At 65.0% G+C, this 18,099-nt stretch carries 14 protein-coding genes; 9 read left to right on the top strand and 5 right to left on the bottom strand.

Features of this window, described 5'->3' with window-relative positions:
- Positions 1-26: 26 nt before the first annotated feature.
- The 3 genes from EPO50_RS08180 (at position 27) to EPO50_RS08170 (ending at position 6,517) form a co-directional block, all read left to right on the top strand.
- Positions 27-1,934: an ABC transporter substrate-binding protein gene (locus EPO50_RS08180; RefSeq protein ID WP_296342793.1), complete on the top strand. Its 1,908-nt coding sequence runs from the start codon at positions 27-29 to the stop codon at positions 1,932-1,934.
- Positions 1,935-2,125: 191 nt separating this feature from the next.
- Positions 2,126-3,304 (top strand): efflux RND transporter periplasmic adaptor subunit, encoded by a 1,179-nt coding sequence (locus EPO50_RS08175; RefSeq protein WP_296342791.1) that lies wholly within the window; start codon positions 2,126-2,128, stop codon positions 3,302-3,304.
- 12 nt (positions 3,305-3,316) lie between these two features.
- On the top strand, positions 3,317-6,517 hold the full coding sequence (locus tag EPO50_RS08170) for an efflux RND transporter permease subunit (RefSeq protein WP_296342790.1): 3,201 nt from the start codon (positions 3,317-3,319) through the stop codon (positions 6,515-6,517).
- A 13-nt stretch (positions 6,518-6,530) separates the two neighbouring features.
- On the opposite strand, the gene EPO50_RS08165 is transcribed toward EPO50_RS08170, so the two are convergent.
- Positions 6,531-9,899, bottom strand: coding sequence for a carboxyl transferase domain-containing protein (locus EPO50_RS08165; RefSeq protein WP_296342787.1), 3,369 nt, complete (start codon positions 9,897-9,899; stop codon positions 6,531-6,533).
- Positions 9,900-9,929: 30 nt separating this feature from the next.
- On the opposite strand from EPO50_RS08165, the gene EPO50_RS08160 reads away from it, so the two are divergent.
- A complete protein-coding gene (locus tag EPO50_RS08160) occupies positions 9,930-10,388 on the top strand; it encodes a flavodoxin family protein (RefSeq protein ID WP_296342785.1) in 459 nt (152 codons plus the stop codon).
- Between the two features lie 3 nt (positions 10,389-10,391).
- On the opposite strand, the gene EPO50_RS08155 is transcribed toward EPO50_RS08160, so the two are convergent.
- Complete coding sequence (locus tag EPO50_RS08155; RefSeq protein WP_296342783.1) at positions 10,392-11,195, bottom strand: glucose 1-dehydrogenase; 804 nt, start codon at positions 11,193-11,195, stop codon at positions 10,392-10,394.
- A 98-nt stretch (positions 11,196-11,293) separates the two neighbouring features.
- Between EPO50_RS08155 and EPO50_RS08150 the strand changes: the two genes are divergently transcribed.
- The 3 genes from EPO50_RS08150 to EPO50_RS08140 are packed head-to-tail and all read left to right on the top strand — an operon-like array spanning position 11,294 to position 14,260.
- On the top strand, positions 11,294-11,758 hold the full coding sequence (locus tag EPO50_RS08150) for a tripartite tricarboxylate transporter TctB family protein (RefSeq protein WP_296342781.1): 465 nt from the start codon (positions 11,294-11,296) through the stop codon (positions 11,756-11,758).
- 3 nt (positions 11,759-11,761) lie between these two features.
- Complete coding sequence (locus tag EPO50_RS08145) at positions 11,762-13,261, top strand: tripartite tricarboxylate transporter permease (protein WP_296342779.1); 1,500 nt, start codon at positions 11,762-11,764, stop codon at positions 13,259-13,261.
- 30 nt (positions 13,262-13,291) lie between these two features.
- Positions 13,292-14,260 carry a tripartite tricarboxylate transporter substrate binding protein gene (locus tag EPO50_RS08140; RefSeq protein ID WP_296342777.1) on the top strand — a complete coding sequence of 323 codons (969 nt, stop codon included), beginning with the start codon at positions 13,292-13,294 and terminating at the stop codon, positions 14,258-14,260.
- A 166-nt stretch (positions 14,261-14,426) separates the two neighbouring features.
- Here EPO50_RS08140 and EPO50_RS08135 read toward each other — a convergent pair whose 3' ends face one another.
- Positions 14,427-15,650, bottom strand: a complete 1,224-nt coding sequence (locus tag EPO50_RS08135; RefSeq protein ID WP_296342775.1) for an acyl-CoA dehydrogenase family protein — start codon at positions 15,648-15,650, stop codon at positions 14,427-14,429.
- Between the two features lie 9 nt (positions 15,651-15,659).
- A complete protein-coding gene (locus EPO50_RS08130) occupies positions 15,660-16,784 on the bottom strand; it encodes an acyl-CoA dehydrogenase family protein (RefSeq protein WP_296342773.1) in 1,125 nt (374 codons plus the stop codon).
- 85 nt (positions 16,785-16,869) lie between these two features.
- Here EPO50_RS08130 and EPO50_RS08125 point away from each other — a divergent pair, with 85 nt between their 5' ends.
- Complete coding sequence (locus EPO50_RS08125; protein WP_296342772.1) at positions 16,870-17,214, top strand: DOPA 4,5-dioxygenase family protein; 345 nt, start codon at positions 16,870-16,872, stop codon at positions 17,212-17,214.
- Between the two features lie 4 nt (positions 17,215-17,218).
- A complete protein-coding gene (locus EPO50_RS08120) occupies positions 17,219-17,701 on the top strand; it encodes a CinA family protein (RefSeq protein ID WP_296342771.1) in 483 nt (160 codons plus the stop codon).
- 2 nt (positions 17,702-17,703) lie between these two features.
- Here the strand turns inward: EPO50_RS08120 and EPO50_RS08115 are convergent, their stop codons facing one another.
- The gene (locus EPO50_RS08115; protein WP_296342770.1) at positions 17,704-18,099 is read right to left on the bottom strand and encodes a DUF423 domain-containing protein; all 396 of its coding nucleotides are present in this window, start codon (positions 18,097-18,099) and stop codon (positions 17,704-17,706) included.

Below are 18,099 nucleotides of genomic sequence, written 5' to 3'. Positions count from 1 at the left end.
TACAAACAAGGGCAAAGGTGAGGCTGATGATGAAAAGACGCGCACTGACGACGGCACTCCTGTTCGGCTGGATGGCAGGCCCTGCTTTGGCTGCCGATCCGCTGCCGGAGCTCAGGGAAACCCCGATGCTTGCCGACCAGGTGAAATCGGGCGCTCTCCCCCCGATCGGCAAGCGCATTCCCCAGCAGCCCTGGGTGGTCACGCAATTTGCCGGCGGTGACGGGCCGGGCCAGCAGGGTGGCCAGCTCAACATGCTGGTCGCCAGTGCGCGCGACACGCGCCTGATGACGATCTACAGCTACACGCGCCTCATCATTCACGACGACAAGTTCAAGCTGAAGCCCGACATCCTCGAGAGCTACGAGGACAAGGATGGGCGGGAATTCACCTTCAAGCTGCGCGCCGGCCACAGATGGTCGGATGGCGAGCCCTTCACCACCGAAGACTTCCGCTTCTTCTGGGAGGACGTCGCCAACAACAAGGAACTCTCGGGCTCTGGTCCGTCGGTCGAGCTGCTGGTCGACGGCAAGCCCCCCAAGGTCGAGATCATTGATCCGCTGACGATCAAGTACACCTGGGAAAAACCCAACCCCTACTTCATCGAAAGCCAGGCACGCGCCGCGCCGCTCTTCCTGTTCCGGCCAGCGCACTACCTCAAGAAATTCCACACCAAGTACACGCCCGAGGCGGAGATCCTGAAGGCGGCCAAGGGCGGCCAGCAGAGCTGGGTCCAAGTCTACAAGCGCCTCGACGTGATGTATGCCAACGACAATCCCGACCTGCCGACGCTCAACCCGTGGGTCAACACTACGGCATCGCCGGCGCAGCGCTTCGTCTATCTGCGCAACCCCTTCTATCACCGCATCGACGCCAAGGGGCAGCAGCTCCCCTATGTCGACCGCGTGATCTTCACGGTTGCCGCCGCCAACCTCGTGCCCGCCAAGGCCGGACTCGGTGAAGCCGACCTGCAGCCACGCTACCTCAACATGCGTGACTACACCTTCCTCCAGAAGAGCGCTCAGACCTCCGGCGTGAACGTCCGCCTCTGGGAATCCGGGTCGGGCTCGCAGATCGCGCTCTACCCCAACCTGACGGCCAACGACGAGGAGTGGCGCAAGCTGATGCGCGATGTGCGCTTCCGCCGAGCCCTGTCTCTCGCCATCGATCGCGACGAGCTGAACCAGGTCGTCTATATCGGCCTCGCCAAGCCCTCCAACAACACGATCATGCCGCGCTCCGAGCTGTTCAAGCCGGAGTACGCGACCAAGTGGGCGAACTACGATCCGAAGCTCGCCAACAAGCTCCTGGACGAGATCGGCCTCACCAAGAAGGACAGCCAGGGCATTCGCCTGCTGCCCGACGGAAGGCCTGCGACCATCGTCGTCGAACATGCCAGCGAGGAGACGGAGGATGCCGACGCGCTGGCCCTGATCGCCGACAACTGGAAGAAAATCGGCATCAAGATGCTGACCAAGCCGCAGACACGCGAGAACTTCCGGCTTCGGACCTTCTCGGGTGAAGCGGTGATGACCGCCTTCGCCGGCGCCGTGACCGCGGTGCCGACGGTCAACACCAGCCCCAAGGAGTTCGCGCCAACCATGCTGGGCGGCCTGCAATGGTCGCGCTGGGGCATGTTCGTCGAGTCGAAGGGCCGGCAGGGCGAGAAGTGCGACATGGAATCGGCCTGCAAGCTGCTCGACTACGTGAAGGAATGGGAGACCGGTGCGACGCCCGAAGACCGGCGCAAGGCGTGGGAGAAGATCCTCCAGACCAATGCCGACGAGGTCTTCTCGATCGGCACGGTGAACGGCATCCGCCAGCCCATCGTGGTCGGCCCGAAGGTTCGCAACGTGCCCAAGGAAGGCTACTACGCCTGGGATCCGGGCGGATATATCGGCCTCTACCAGCCCGACACATTCTGGATCGCGCAGTAGCGTTAATTGCCCCTTTCCTCCCCCGTCATCCGGGGAGGAAGGGCACGCACGAACTCGGAAAAAACGTCCGCGAATTGGAAAGCCAACTTCGCGGAGCTTGTGAAGATAGTCGCTCACGAAAACTTTAGACGGTGACGACGGCACCTCGGGGTGTATCGTCGGCCCATCGTCAATGGTTGGAGTTTGCGACCATGCCTGACTTTGGCGAGGCCCGCAGCGCATGGCGACTGCGGTTCTGGACGGCCCTGGCGGCCGCAGCAATTGCCGCGAGCGGCCCTGCGGCAGCGCAAACGACACCACCCGCTGTGCCGACGGTCACGATCAGCCCGCCGCTGCAGAAAGAAATCGTCGAGTGGGATCAGTTCACCGGCCAGTTTCAGGCCGTCGACTTCGTCGAGATCCGTGCGCGCGTTGCCGGTTACCTGACGGAAATCCACTTTCAAGACGGTCAGACCGTCAAGAAAGGCGACCTGCTGTTCGTGATCGATCCGCGCCCCTACGAGGCGGCGCTGGCCTCGATGCGGGCGCAGCTCGGCCAGGCCGAGGCCCAGGTCGGCCTGGCGCAGGCCCAGCTCAATCGCTCCGCCGAGTTGCGCAAGCGCGACTTCGAGCCTGCCAGCGCGTATGACCAGCGCGTCTCGGACCTCAAGGTCGCCACGGCGTCCGTCGAAGCCGCCAAGGCCGCCATCCGCACCGCCGAGCTCAATGTCGAGTTCACCCGTATCACCGCGCCGATCACAGGCCGCATCAGCCGCCATCAGGTGAGCATCGGCAACCTGATCAGCGGCGGTGACGGCGGGGCGGCGACCCTGCTGACGACGATCGTCTCGCTCGACCCGATCTACTTCAACTTCGACATGAGCGAGGCCGACTACCTCGCCTACCAGCGCGCCAGTGCCAAGGGGCTGATGCGCTCGACGCGCGACAATACCGTGGCCGTCTCGCTCCACCTCACCGACGAGAAAGGCTGGCCGCACGAGGGCCGCATGAACTTCGTCGAAAACCAAGTGGATCGCCTGTCGGGAACGATCCGTGTGCGCGCGGTCTTCGCCAATCCGAATCTCCTGTTCACGCCAGGCCAGTTCGGCCGCATCCGCATTCCAGGTTCCGAGCCCTACCAGGCGATTCTGATCCCGGATGCCGCCGTCGTCACCGACCAGTCACGCAAGATCGTGCTCACCGTCAACGACGAGAACGTGATCGTCCCGAAGATCATCCGTCCGGGACCGAGCTATGAGGGCCTGCGCATCGTGCGCTCGGGCCTGCAGCCGACCGACAAGATTGTCATCAACGGCCTGATGCGGGCGCGGCCCGGTGCCAAGGTGGCGCCGAAGCCGGGCACGATCGAGACCGAGCCCCAGACCGACTAGGCCCCGCCGGTCATGAAGCTGTCACACCTGTTCATCGACCGACCGGTCCTCGCGATGGTCGTGTCGATCCTCATCACCCTGGTCGGTGGAATCTCCTACTTTTCCCTTCCCGTGGCGCAGTATCCCGAGATCGCGCCGCCGACGATCGTGATCAGCGCGACCTATCCCGGCGCCTCGGCCCAGGTTGTCAGCGAAACGGTCGCAACGCCGCTCGAGCAGGAGATCAACGGCGTCGAGAACATGCTCTACATGACGTCGCAGGCGACTGCCGACGGCAAGCTGACGCTCACCATCACCTTCGCACTCGGCACCGATCTCGACATCGCGCAGGTGCTGGTCCAAAACCGCGCCGCCGTGGCCGAGCCGCGCCTGCCGGAAGAGGTGCGTCGGCTTGGCATCACGGTGCGCAAGAACTCACCGGACCTGATGATGGTGATCCATCTCAGTTCGCCGGACGGCTCGCGCGACCAGCTCTATATCTCCAACTACGTGACTCTGCAGGTGAAGGACGTGCTGGCGCGCCTCGACGGCGTCGGCGACGTGCAGACCCGCGGTGCCCGTGACTATTCGATGCGCATCTGGCTCGATCCGGAGAAGGTCGCGGCCCGCAATCTCACAGCCGGGGAAGTCTTGGCGGCACTCAGGGCGCAGAACGTGCAGGTGGCGTCCGGCGTCCTCAACCAGCCGCCCGTTCCGAAGCCGCGCGCCTTCTCGATCAATGTCGAAACGCTCGGCCGGCTGACCGATCCCCGGCAGTTCGCCAACATCATCGTGCGCACCGACCCCGACGGCCGGGTCACTCGCATCCGCGACATCGGCCGGGTCGAACTCGGCGCCCAGGACTACACTTCCAACGCCTATCTCGACGAGCGCACAGCCGTACCGATGTTGATCTTCCAGCGGCCAGGCTCCAATGCACTCGCTACGGCGGCGCGCCTGAAGACGGCGATGCACGAGCTGTCGGCGTCGTTCCCCGCCGGGCTGCAGTACGACATCGTCTACGACCCGACCGAGTTCATCGCCCAGTCGGTGGACGAGGTCTACAAGACGATGTTCGAGGCGGTGGTCCTGGTCGTTCTCGTGGTCATCCTGTTCCTGCAGAGCTGGCGGGCTTCGCTGATCCCGATCATCGCCATTCCGGTGTCGCTGATCGGCACCCTGGCGGTCATGGCCGCCGCCGGCTTCTCGCTGAACAATCTCTCGCTGTTCGGCCTGGTGCTGGCGATCGGCATCGTGGTCGATGACGCCATCGTCGTGGTCGAGAATGTCGAGCGCAACATGCGCGAAGGCCTGTCGCCGCGCGCAGCCGCCCACGAGACCATGGACGAGGTCGGCGGAGCACTGGTCGCCATCGCCCTGGTGCTCTCGGCGGTTTTCATTCCGGCGGCTTTCATCACCGGCATCACCGGTCAGTTCTTCCGCCAGTTTGCCGTCACCATCGCTTCGGCCACGATCATCTCCTGCATCGTCTCACTGACGCTCAGCCCGGCCCTTTGCGCCCTACTGTTCAAGCCGCACGACGAGCATGCCAGTGCCAGCCGCTTCTTCATCGCACGCTGGATTGCCGCCTTCTTCCGGGCATTCAACACCGGCTTCGAACGCCTCTCGAACGGCTACGGCCGCTGGACCGGCCTATTCGTGCGCCGCAGCCTGATCTTCCTCGGCCTCTATGCCGTGCTGATCGCGCTGACCGGCTGGCAGTTCGTCCGGGCTCCCACCGGCTTCATCCCGGCCCAGGACCAGGGTTACCTGATCACCGTGATCCAGTTGCCGCCCGGCGCGTCGCTGGACCGCACCGACGCCGTGGTGCGCAAGGTGACGAAGACGTTGCTCGAGACCGAAGGAGTGATACACGCCGTACCCTTCACCGGCCTCGACGGTGCGACCTTCACTTCGGCGCCGAACGCCGGTGCTATCTTCGCGACCCTGGCGCCCTTCTCCGACCGCATTCCCAAGGGGCTGTCAGCCGACAAGGTTCTGGCCAATCTGCGCACGAAGCTCAGCACCGTCGAAGAAGCCTTCATCATCGTCATCCCGCCGCCGCCGGTACGCGGCATCGGCAATGCTGGCGGCTTCAAGATGATGGTGCAGGACAAGCGCGGCCGCGGGTTACCCGAGCTCGAGGCCGCGACGACGGATCTGGTCACCGCCGCCAACCAGACGCCCGGCCTCACCGGGGTCTTCTCCCTGTTCAACACGCGCACGCCCAAGCTCTATGCCGACATCGACCGCGTGAAGACGGAGATCCTGGGCGTCTCGGCCGACAATGTCTTCGAAGCGCTCGAAGTCTATCTCGGCTCGGTCTTCGTCAACGAGTTCAACTATCTCGGACGCACCTATCGCGTCACGGCGCAGGCCGACGGCGCGTTCCGGCAGTCGATCAGCGATATCGCCAACTACAAGACCCGCAATGGTGCCGGACGGATGGTGCCGATCGGCGCAGTGACCACCTTCCAGGACATCACCGGCGCCTATCGCGTGCCGCGCTACAACCTCTTCCCGGCAGCCGAGTTGCAGGGCACCACCCTGCCCGGCTACTCGACCGGCTATGCGCTGGTCACCATGGAGAAGCTCGCGGCCGACCGCCTGCCCGACGGTTTCGGCTTCGAATGGACCGAGCTCGCCTACCAGGAGAAGCTGGTGGGCAATACCGGCCTGCTGGTCTTTGCGGCGTCGGTGGTCTTCGTCTTCCTGCTGCTGGCGGCGCAGTACGAAAGCTGGTCGCTGCCGCTCGCCGTCATCCTGATCGTGCCCATGTGCCTGCTGGCAGGCGTCAGCGGCCTTCTGATGCGCGGCCTGGAGGTCAATATCCTGGCGCAGGTCGGCTTCGTGGTGCTGATTGGGCTCGCCGCCAAGAACGCGATCCTGATCGTCGAGTTCGCCCGCCAGGCCGAAGCCGAAGGGGCGACCCGCTTCGACGCCGCCGTCCAGGCGGCCCGCACGAGGCTGCGGCCGATCCTGATGACCTCCTTCGCCTTCATCCTGGGCGTGGTGCCTCTCGCCATCGCCGCAGGCGCGGGCGCCGAGATGCGCCAGTCGCTGGGAACGACGGTGTTCTTCGGCATGCTCGGAGTGACCGGCTTCGGCCTGATCTTCACGCCGGTCTTCTATGTGACGATGCGTGGCCTTGCGGTGAAGCTCAGCCGCCCGCGGCGGGTGCCGACAAAGCCGACGCCGCCGCCGCCCGACAGTGGCGAGATCGAGACCGGCTGACGCGCGGCCGGTCTCACCAGGTATCGATGTTCGGTCGCTTCTTGTGGCCGGTAGCTGGTGGCCGCTCGGCCGATAGGAGTGCAGTGGTGATCCAGCGGCGGGAATCGGCAGGGTCGATCACCTCGTCGATCTCGAAATAGGTCGCCGTGCTCAGCGCCTTGCCGCGGGCATAGGCCGCCGCGACCATCTCGTCGAACAGGGCGCGGCGTTCAGCCGGATCGGTCACCGCTTCGAGTTCCTTGCGATAGCCGAGCTTCACCGCGCCTTCGAGGCCCATGCCGCCGAACTCGCCGGTCGGCCAGGAGAGTGCAAAGGCCGGCGCATGGAACGAACCGCCTGCCATCGCCTGGGCACCCAGCCCATAGGCCTTGCGCAGGACGATGGTGCCGAACGGCACGGTGAGGTTGGCGCCGGTCACGAACAGGCGCGAGCAATGACGCACCAGCGCGGTCTTCTCGATCTCGGGGCCTACCATCATGCCGGGCGTGTCGCAGAGGAATAGGATCGGGATGTCGTAGGCGTCGCAAAGCTGCAGGAAGCGGGCGGCCTTATCCGAGCCGTCGCTGTCGATCGCACCCGCGAGATGCACCGGATTGTTGGCGACGATACCCAGCGGCTTGCCTTCGATGCGGGCAAAGGCCGTCACCATGCCCGGCCCGAAGGCGCGGCGCAGCTCCAGTACAGAGCCTTCGTCGCAGAGCGTGGCGATGACGTCGCGCACATCGTAGACGCGCAACCGGTTCTCGGGGATGGCGCGACGCAGCAGACGCTGGTCGGCCGCCCGCCACTCTGGCAACGATCCCTGGAAGTAGGAGAGATATTGCTTGGCGACGGCGACGGCCTCCGCCTCGTCCTCGACAGCGATATCGACCACGCCATTGGGTACCTGGACCGACATCGGCCCCACTTCCTCGGGTGAGAAGACTCCGAGATTGCCGCCTTCGATCATCGCCGGGCCACCCATGCCAATCGAGGAGTTCTTCGTAGCAATCACTACGTCGCAGCAGCCCAGGATTGCCGCATTGCCAGCGAAACAGCGGCCGGAGTTGATGCCGACCAGCGGCGCCACGCCGCTCAACCGTCCAAAGATGTGGAAGGCCATCGTGTTGAGGCCTGCAACCGATTGCACGTCGATGTCGCCCGGCCGGCCACCACCGCCCTCGGTGAAGAACACCAGCGGGATGCGCTGCTTCTCCACGATCTCGAACAGCCGGTCCTTCTTATGGTGGTTGTTCTTGCCCTGCGTTCCCGCCAGCACCGTGTAATCGTAGTGCGCCACCGCGACCCGGCTGCGCTCCGGCCCGAACAGCGAGCCGTTGACCCGGCCGATGCCGGTGATCAGACCGTCGGCCGGCGTCTTTTCGATCAGGTCCTCGATCGTGCGCCGCGAGCGCTGGCTCGCGATGGCAAAGGCGCCGTATTCGACGAAGCTGTTGGGATCGACCAGATCGTCGAGGTTCTGGCGAGCCGTACGCTGGTTGGTCTTGCGTCGGCGCTCCACGGCATCGGGCCGCTTCTCGTCGAGCGTCATGGCCCGGCGTTCGAGATATTCGCCAAGGTCCGGCCGGATATGGTCGAGGTCGATCTTCTCCTCGGCGGCCGCGCCCTTCACCTCGACATCGGCTTCCTCGACGAAGAGCAGCGAATGGCCTTCGTAGATCGTCTCGCCCGCCTCGACGGCAATACGCCAAACATAGCCGCGCGCGGGGCTCCTGATCTCGTGCTGCATCTTCATGGCGTCCATGATCAGCAGCGCCTGACCGGCCGCCACGGCATCGCCTTCCCTCACCGCGATGCTGACAATCGTGCCCTGCATCGGCGCCGGCACGGCAACCGTTCCCTCGGGCGCATCGCTGCCGGCATCGCCCGACGCCGCCGTGTCGGCGCGGGCCTTGCCGAACGCCAGCACGGCCAGTGGATCGACACTGTCGACCCGTGCCCCTGCCTGACGTCCCGACGGAGCGGCGCTGGTCGCTGCGGGCTCGAAGTAGAGGCCACCCTTCTGCTTCGCGGCCGCTTCGATCAGCGCGCCGGCATGGTCGTCGACGAAGCGCGTGTAGACCTTGTCGGCGCGGAAATCGGGATGGGCGATCAGAGCCCGCAGGAAGGCGATGTTCGACGGCGCGCCTTCCAGCCGGAAGGCCGCCAGCGCCCGCTCTGCCCGCGTCAGCGCATCGCCGAAGTCAGGCGACGGTGCATGCACGATGACCTTGGCCAGCAGCGAATCGAAGTTGGGATTGGTGCGGTAGCCGGCATAGCCGTAGGTGTCGACGCGAACGCCTGGCCCTGACGGCGGCTCGAAAGCAGTGAGTGTGCCGCCGCCTGGCTTTGCCGAACCGTCGGCGGTCATGGTCTCCATGTTGATGCGAAGCTGGATCGCATGCCCCCGGGGCGTCGCCGCCGCGAGGCCGGTTTCCGCCAGCTTTGTTCCGGCAGCAAGACGAAGCTGCGCCTTCACCAGATCGACACCATAGACCTCCTCGGTGACGGTGTGCTCGACCTGCAGTCGTGGGTTGGCTTCGATGAAGAAGAATTCCTGCGCTGCATCGTCGACCAAAAACTCGAAGGTGCCGAGGCTGCGATACTTCACGGCCTTCGCCATGGCGATCGCCGCATCGACGATCCGTAAGCGCAGCGTGGCACTGAGATGCGGGCTGGGCGCCAGCTCGACGATCTTCTGGTTGCGGCGCTGCACCGTGCAGTCGCGTTCGCCGAGGGCCACGATGCCGCCCTCGCCATCGCCCACGATCTGCACCTCGATGTGGCGCGCACGGTCGATCAACCGCTCGGCATAGAGTGCCGGATTGCCAAAGGCGGATTTCGCTTCGGCGGCGCAGCGCTCGAAGGCTTCGGAAATCTCGCCCGCCTGACGCACCGGCCGCATGCCACGCCCGCCACCGCCGGCGATGGCCTTGATCATCACCCCCGATTTCGCGTGCTTCTCGAAGAACGCACGAACGCCCGCGAGATCGGCGGCGCCGTCCGTGCCGGGCAACAAGGGAACCAATGTCTTGATCGCATGGGCGCGGGCTTGCGCCTTGTCGCCGAAGAGGTCGAGCTGCTCGGGCGTCGGACCGACGAAGACCAAGCCGGCTTGGGCGCAAGCCTTCGCGAATGCAGCATTCTCCGACAGGAAGCCGTAACCGGGATGCACCGAGTCGCAGCCCGCCGCCTTCGCGGCTGCGATGACGCCGGCGATGTCGAGGTAGGCCGCCGCTCCTCGCCCCTTCAGGGCTTGGACGTCATCAACGCGCCGCACATGGAGCGACGTTGCATCGTCCTCCGAATGGATGCCGACGGTGGCGATACCGAGCTCGGCGGCGGCTTGGGCGATGCGGATGGCGATCTCGCCGCGATTGGCAATCAGGAGTTTCTTGAGCATGTCGGCGCGTCTCGGGGTAAAACCCCCTCCATGTCGAAAAGGCTGCTCATTGTGGCGCACGCGCCGTCGGAGAACACCCTTTCCCTGCGGCAGGCCGTGGAACGCGGCGCGCTGAGCGAAACGGGCCTCAACGTCCGGGTCGTGGCGCCGCTAGAGGCCGGGCCCGACGATGTGCTGGTAGCGCAGGCCGTCATCCTCGGCACCACGGAAAACCTCGGCTACATGAGCGGCGCGCTAAAGGACTTCTTCGACCGCAGCTACAACCCTTGTCTGGAGCGGACGCAGGGCCTGCCCTACGCGCTCTATATCCGCGCCGGCAGCGATGGCACTGGCACGCGGCGCGGCGTCGAGACCATCGTTACCGGCTTGCGCTGGCGCGCCGTCCAGGAGCCCCTGATCTGCAAGGGCCCCTGGCAACCCGCCTTCGTCGAGCAATGCGAGGAGCTCGGCGCGGCGATGGCGGCCGGACTGGCCGCCGGGATCTTCTGACAGCTACTGAGCGGTATACCCGCCATCGACGACGAGACCCGCGCCGGTCATGAAGCCGGCATCGTCCGAGGCCAGGAAGACGATGCCCTTGGCGATGTCATCGGCCACGCCCAGTCGGCCGATCGGGTGCATGGTGGTCGAGAGCTTGCGTGTGGCCTCGGTGTCGTTGGTCCCGAGCGCCTGGGCACGCATGGCGAAGGTCTGCTGGCCCATGTCGGTGTCGATAACACCGGGATGGATCGAGTTCACGCGGACGCGATAGCCCTTGCGGCCGAACTCCAGCGCCGTCGACTTGGTGAACAAGGTGACGCCACCTTTGGTCAGCGAATAGAGCGGGTCGATCTGCGAACCGACCAGGCCGGCGACCGAGGCGAGATTGACGATCGCCGAACCGTGCGGACTGTCTTTGGCGCGCGCCTTGAGGTGTGGCAGCGCCGCGCGCGTGCCCAGTACCACGCCCGTCAGATTGACAGCGACCAGCCGGTGCCAATCATCCATCGAGGCATCCTCGACGCCCTTGCCGACAAAGATGCCGGCATTGTTCACCAGGATGTCGAGCCCGCCATATTGCTTCACCGTTGTATCCAGAGCGGCCGCCCAGCTCGCCTCCTGCGTGACGTCGAGCGGCACGAAGGTCGCCTGCCCGCCGGCCGCTTCGATCTCGCGCACCGTCTGGCGGCCGCGTTCCTCCAGCACATCGCCGATCACCACCTTGGCGCCGACGCTTGCCATCAGTGTCGCCGCCGCCCCACCGATGCCGCGTGCGGCCCCTGACAGAAACGCTACTTTACCATCAAGCCTGTTCATCGAACCTTTCCTCCCATCGGACAGCGACTTGCCGCCGACCTGTTTGCGGCTATGCTGCCCTTCAGAACAAGGAAAGAAAACAGGGAGGGCCAACCGGCATGCGCCAGGGTCGGCTTATCGCGACGGGTGCGATGCTGGCATTCTGCCTGTTCGCGCTCTGGCAATCTCTGCTTCTGTCGTTGACGGATCGCCTCGGCCCCGGCCCCGGCTTCTTTCCGTTCTGGCTGGCGCTGATCGGCATCGTTCTCGCCGTGGCGCTGTTGATCGCGACGGCACGCGAGCCCCGCGATCCCTCGGACGACGAAACCCGTATCCTGCCGCATGGTCCGGGCGCGCTGCGTTGGCTCGCCATCGTCGCGCTGCTGGCGGCCGCGACCGTCGCCATGGCCGTCGTGGGCTTCAGGATCACGATGCTGGTCTTCAACGCCGCGCTGGTGATCGCCCTCGGCGAGCGCCGCTGGTGGGCGATCGCCCTGTTCGCGGTGCTGGGGAGCTTCGGCGTCTACTATGTCTTCACCACCTGGCTCGATGTGCTGCTGCCCACCGGCTGGCTGGAGTTCTAGACCATGGAGGCACTGACACATCTGCTCCACGGCTTCGCCGCAGCCCTCTCGCTTAACAATCTGCTCTTTGCCTTCGCCGGCTGCATGCTGGGCACCCTGATCGGCGTGCTGCCAGGGCTGGGACCGGCCGCGGGAACAGCCATCCTGATCCCGCTCACCTTCAGCCTCGATGCCACCGGCGCCATCATTATGCTCTGCGCCATCTACTACGGCGCCATGTATGGCGGCACCATCACCTCGGTGCTGATCAACGTGCCGGGCGAAGCCGCCTCAGTCGTGACCTGTATTGACGGCCATCAGATGGCGCGACAGGGCCGTGCCGGTTCTGCACTAGGGATCGCGGCCATCGGCTCCTTCGTCGGCGGCACGCTCGCTACTGTCGCGCTGGTCGCGGTCGCCATGCCGCTCGCGTCGCTGGCCCTGAAGTTCGGGCCAGCCGAGTTCTTTGCGCTCATGGTGGCGGGGCTCTGCCTGGTCGTCGGTCTCGCCGGCAACAACATGCTGGCCGCGTTGCTAATGACGGTAATCGGCCTTTTGCTGGCGATGATCGGCGTCGATCCGGTGCGCGGCGCGCCGCGATTCACCTTCGGCGTCGAGGAATTCTACGACGGCATCGGCTTCGTGCCCGTCGTCATGGGCCTGTTCGGCATAGCCGAACTGCTGCTCGCCGCGGAGAAGCGCCAGACGCATATGATCAATGCCGAACTCAAGACCTGGCTGCCGACGGCCAAGGAATGCCGCCAATCCGCTGGAGCGATCGGCCGCGGCACCGTCGTGGGTTTCGTGCTGGGCCTGATCCCCGGCGTTGGCGCCATCGTGCCGACCTTCATGGCCTACGTGCTGGAGAAGCGGATCTCCAAGACGCCCGAACGGTTCGGCAAGGGCGCCATCGAAGGCGTCGCGACCGCCGAGACCGCCAACAATGCCTATGCCAATGCCGCCATGGTCCCGCTACTGGCGTTGGGCATTCCAAGCTCGCCCACCATCGCGGTGTTGATGGGTGCCTTCATCATCAATGGCATCACACCAGGTCCGTTCTTGTTCACCGAGCAGCCAGCCCTCGTCTGGACGGTGATTGCGAGCTTCTTCATCGGCAATGCCCTGCTGCTGGTACTCAACCTGCCGTTGGTCGGACTGTGGGCCAAGCTGCTGAAGGTACCCTTCAGCTACATGTGCACCGGCATCCTGATCTTCTGCGTGATCGGTGCCTACGGGCTGAAGCAGAGCCTGTTCGATGTCTGGGTGATGCTAGGCTTCGGCATCCTAGGCTACCTGCTGCGCAAGCTCGACTTCCCGATCGCGCCAGCCATCTTGGCGTTGATCCTGGGGCCGATGATGGAGAAGTCGCTGCGCACGACCCTGGAGATTTCCGGCGGCAGCTTCGCCATCTTCCTCGACCGGCCGCTGGCGTTGGCGATGCTGGTGGTGCCGGTGATCGTGATCGGCTTTCTCATCTTCAAGCCCCGTTCGCTCTCTCCTCTCAGGGAGAGCGACGTCGAGTAAAGCAGCCGAATAAAGCAAAGGGAGGAAACCATGTTCATTCGCCGTCGTACTCTGCTTACTGCTTCAGCCGCCGCCGCCATCGCGAGCCCTGCTCGGGCCCAAAACTATCCGCGCAGGGCGGTGCAGTTGATCGTGGCCTTTCCCGCGGGCGGCAGCACCGACGTCGGTGCGCGCATCCTGGCGGCCGCCGCCGAGAAGGATCTCGGCCAGCCGATCACGGTGGTCAACAAAGGCGGCGCCGGTGGCCAGCTCGGCTTCACCGAAATCGCTCGTGCCAAGCCCGACGGCTATACGCTGGGCTTCCTCAACCTACCCGGCCTCAACACCATCACTCTCGATCCCGAGCGCAAGGCAGCGTTCAACATCGACAGTTTCATTCCCATCGTGAACCAGGTGCTCGATCCCGGCCTGATCTGGGTCAAGGGCGACAGCCCCTACAAGACGCTGGCCGATCTGGTCGACGCGGCGAAGAAGGCACCCGGCAAGATCAGCGCCTGCACCACCGGTATCCTGAGCGATGACCACCTCGCCATCCTGATGGTGCAGGAGGCGGCCAAGTGCGAATTCCGCATCGTCCATTTCGATGGCGGCGCACAGCAGCTCACCGGCGTGATGGGGGGCCATGTTGATTGCGCCTTCGACAATGTCGGCGGCGTCTTCAAGCGCGTGCTGTCGGGAGAAGTCCGCGGCCTTGCCGTCACCGATGTCGAGCGCTCGAAGTTCCTGCCCGACGTGCCCTGCACCAAGGAACTAGGCATGGCGACGGTCATCTCCTCATCGACCCGTGGCGTCGGCGCGCCCAAGGGCACGCCGGCCGATGTGATCAAGGTCGTGGAGACCGCCTTCCTGAAGGCGATCGAAAGCCCCGAGATGAAGCAGAAGATGGATGCTGTCGGCTTGGCGCTGAAGCCGATGGTCGGTGCGACGTATGCGAAGTACTACGCCGACACCCAGGCCCAGGCGAAGAAGTACACCGACTGGGCGCTGAAGCAGAGATAGCGCCTTCATAGGCGCTGGCGGGCGGCAGCGCTTGTAATCAAGCGCGGGAGCCCGCACGGTTCAGAATAGACGAGACTGTCGAGGCTAGCGGCCCCATGACCCCTCCGCCCTCGCAGGACGAGGCACCTCCCCTTCGCGGGCTCCGCGAAGGGGAGGAGGTCGCTAACTACTTTTTACCGAGTTGATTGAACGGGATGTCCTTGTCGACGCGAATGTCGGCAGGCATGCCCAGCACGCGCTCGGCTACGATGTTGCGCAGGATCTCGTCGGTGCCGCCAGCAATGCGGAAGCCGGCACCGCCGATCCACTGCGCCTGGAAACCGCCGGCGTGCGGGATCTCCTCCTTCATGATGCCGGCCGGGCCCATCAGCTCCATGGCGAAGGCGCCCATATCCTGCATCTTGGGGGCGGCCACGATCTTGATGATCGAGGATTCCGGCCCCGGTGTCTGGCCCTTGGAGAGCGCGGTCAGGGTGCGGTAGCGCGTCAGCTTCAGCCCCTGCTGCTGGACGTACCATTCGGCAATCTTGCTGCGGACCGACTGGTTGCGGATCGCCGGCCCGTCTTCGAGGTCGGTGTCGCGTGCCAGTTCCATCAGCTCGTCGATATCGAGACCGCCCGAGGGCAGGCCGACGGCCAGACGCTCGTTCATCAAGGTCGTGAGTGCGGCCTTCCAGCCCTCGCCCACCTTGCCCAGCCGCTGGCTGTCGGGAATACGCACGTTGGTGAAGAACACCTCGTTGAAGTTCGCACCGCCCGACATCTGCTTGATCGGCCGCACTTCCACGCCGGGGCTCTTCATGTCGAGGAAGAACATCGTGAGGCCCGAGTGCTTAGGCACATTCGGATCGGTGCGGGTGATGACGATGCCGAAGTCCGAGTAGTGCGCGCCCGAGGTCCAGACCTTCTGGCCGTTGATCACCCAGTCGTCGCCGTCGCGCTCGGCCTTGGTGCGGATGCCAGCCACGTCGGAGCCGGCGGCCGGCTCGGAGAAGAGCTGGCACCACACTTCCTGGCCGTGCAGCGCGGGCTTCACGTAGCGCTTGAGATGCTCGGGGCTGGCATAGGCCATCATGGTCGGGATGCACATGCCGAGCCCGATGTCGAAGAAGCCCAGTGGCACCAGATAGTTGGCTTCTTCCTGCTGGTAGATCACCTGCAGGATCGGCGAGGCGCCACGACCGCCGAATTCCTTCGGCCAGGTGATGCGCGCATAGCCTGCCTTGGCCTTCTTGTCCTGCCACTCCTTGGCTTTGGTCAGCAGGTTGGGATCGTCGTTGCGGGCGCGGAAGCTCTGTGTGTCGTCGCTCTTGCGCGTCGCGTTGGCTTCGAGCCAGGTGCGCACTTCCTTGCGGAAGGCGGCTTCTTCGGGGGTATCGTTGAAGTCCATCGTTCGCTCCTAGGCCGCGTTCTTCTGTTCGAGACGGCTCACCAGCTTGTCTTTCCAGGCCATTGGACCGCCGAGCGACAGCGCCAGGACGCGCGAGCGGCGGTAGTGGAACTGCGTGTCGGCCTCCCAGGTGAAGCCGATGCCACCATGGGTCTGGATATTCTCCTTGGCGGCAAAGTCGTAAGCATCGGTCGCGGCGATGCGCGCCGCAGCAGCCGCGAGCGGCAGGTCGGCGCCGCCCTCGGTCAGCATCATCGCGCCATAGTAGGCATTGGAGCGCGCCAGCTCGAGCTTGACGTAGCAATCAGCCAGCTTGTGCTTGATCGCCTGATAGGACGCGATGGCGCGGCCGAAGGCCTGACGCTGCAACGCGTAGTCTCGCGCCATCCACATCGCAGCCTCGGCGCCACCCACCTGTGCAAAGGCAAAATAGACCGCCGCCGCGTCGTAGAGCTGTTCGAGCAGACGCCAGCCCTCGCCTTCGGCGCCCAGCAGCTCGGCATTGGCATCCGTGAAGGTGAGCTCGGCATGCTTACGCGCCGGGTCGATCGTCTCGACGCGCTTCTTCGCAACCGCCGCTTGGCTGAGATCGACGATCACCAGCGAGACGGCGCGATCGCCGCTGCCGCCGGTGTTGGCCAAGGCGATAGCAAAAGTCGCGGCCTCACCGTCGGCCACCGGCACCTTCTTGCCGTTGAGACGGCCGTTGCCGAACGTCGTGCGGATGCTGCGCGGCTTGGGCGGCTGCGCGCCCTCGGCGATGGCCAGCGTGCCGATCGCCTTGCCTTCGGCCAATGCCGTTAGCCATTTCTTCTTCTGCGCTTCCGAGCCCGCGAGCTTCAACGCCTCGGTGGCGAGCACGACCGACGAATCGAACGGCACGGGGGCCGCGGCACGGCCGATCTCTTCGGCGATGACGCAGACCTCCAGCGGCGACAGGCCGAGCCCGCCATACGCTTCCGGGATGCCAGTGGCCGGCACGCCGAGATCGACGAGGCCCTTCCACACATCTTCGGCATGAGTTTCATTGCCGTCGAGCACGCGCCGCACCACTTTGGTGGGGCACTTGTCGGCGAGGAACTTGCGAACCTGCTCCTTGAGCAGCTTCTGGTCGTCGGAAAAATCGAAGTTCATGATGCCCAAGCCTAGCAAGCTTGCTCCCATCGGGGAACGGCTTAGGGTTCCGGCATGCGGGTTGAGCGCTAAGATAGGGACAACCATGGAAACCTTACAAATCAAGGACTGGCACGCCCACGTCTATTTCGACACGGCGTCGACTGAGGCCGCCCAAGCGCTACGCGAAAAGATCGAAAAAAACTTCACCATCGAGATGGGCCGCTTCCACGAGAAGCCGGTCGGACCACATCCGCGCTTCAGCTATCAGGTCGCTTTCAAGAACGAGCAGTTCGAACCGTTGCTCTCATGGTTGACGCTGAACCGCGGCGATCTGACGGTGTTCATCCATCCCAACACCGGGCACGATCTCGAGGACCATCGCGATCGCGCGATCTGGATGGGCCGGCAGGAGCCGCTCGTCCTCGACATCTTCACGAAAGGGAATTGAGCCCATGGATTCGCTTCTGCCGCTGGCCCAGAAGGTGGGCGAGAAACTGAAGGCACGCAAAGAGACGATCGGCATTTCCGAATCGTCGGCCGGTGGCCTCGTCTCCGCCGCCCTGCTCGCCGTGCCGGGTGCTTCGGCCTACTTCATGGGTGGCGCCGTGGTCTACACGCGACCGGCGGGCGATGCCTTCCTGGCCGTGCCGCGCGAGAAGCGTGCGGGTGTGCGCTCCTCTTCCGAGCCCTGGGCGTTGCTGGCGGCCGAGCATGTGCGCGAACGGTTGAAGACAACCTGGGGCCTGGCCGAAACGGGCGCGGCCGGCCCGACCGGCAATTCCTACGGCGATCCCTCGGGCCATACCTGCGTTGCCGTCGTCGGCCCCAATGGCAACGTTGCGCGCACCTTGCGCACCGGCTCAGGCGATCGCGTCGCCAACATGCGGGCGTTCGCAGCCGAAGCGCTCAAGCTTATGGACGAACAGCTTTCCTGAGATCAGCGCTCTGATTTCATCAGGGCGGCCAGAGCGAGGCTGATCCAACCCGCGATGAAGGCCAGGCCGCCGATCGGCGCGACAGCGCCGAACCATCGCGGGCCATTGAAAGCCAGGCTGTAGAGCGCGCCAGGAAACAGGATGCTGCCGAGAAGGAACAGCACCTGAGCGGTGACCGCGAGCCTGCCGTTCAGCTTCCCCGACAGGGAGGCGACCGCAAGGATGGCCAGCGCGTGGATCATCTCGTACTGACTGCCGGTCTGCAGCCAGTCCCGTGCCTTGCGGCCGGCCTCGGTTCCGAGATCGAGGCCGTGGGCTGCGAAGGCACCGACGGCGATTGCAGTAGCGGCGCTCAACGCCGCCACGACGATCCAGCCTTTGGCACCCGCGTTGCCCAA

Origin of the sequence: Reyranella sp. (assembly GCF_004297405.1) — a bacterium.
GTDB lineage: Bacteria > Pseudomonadota > Alphaproteobacteria > Reyranellales > Reyranellaceae > Reyranella.
The sequence above is the reverse complement of the archived record's forward strand: the minus strand, read 5'-3'. Positions and strand labels throughout refer to the sequence as shown.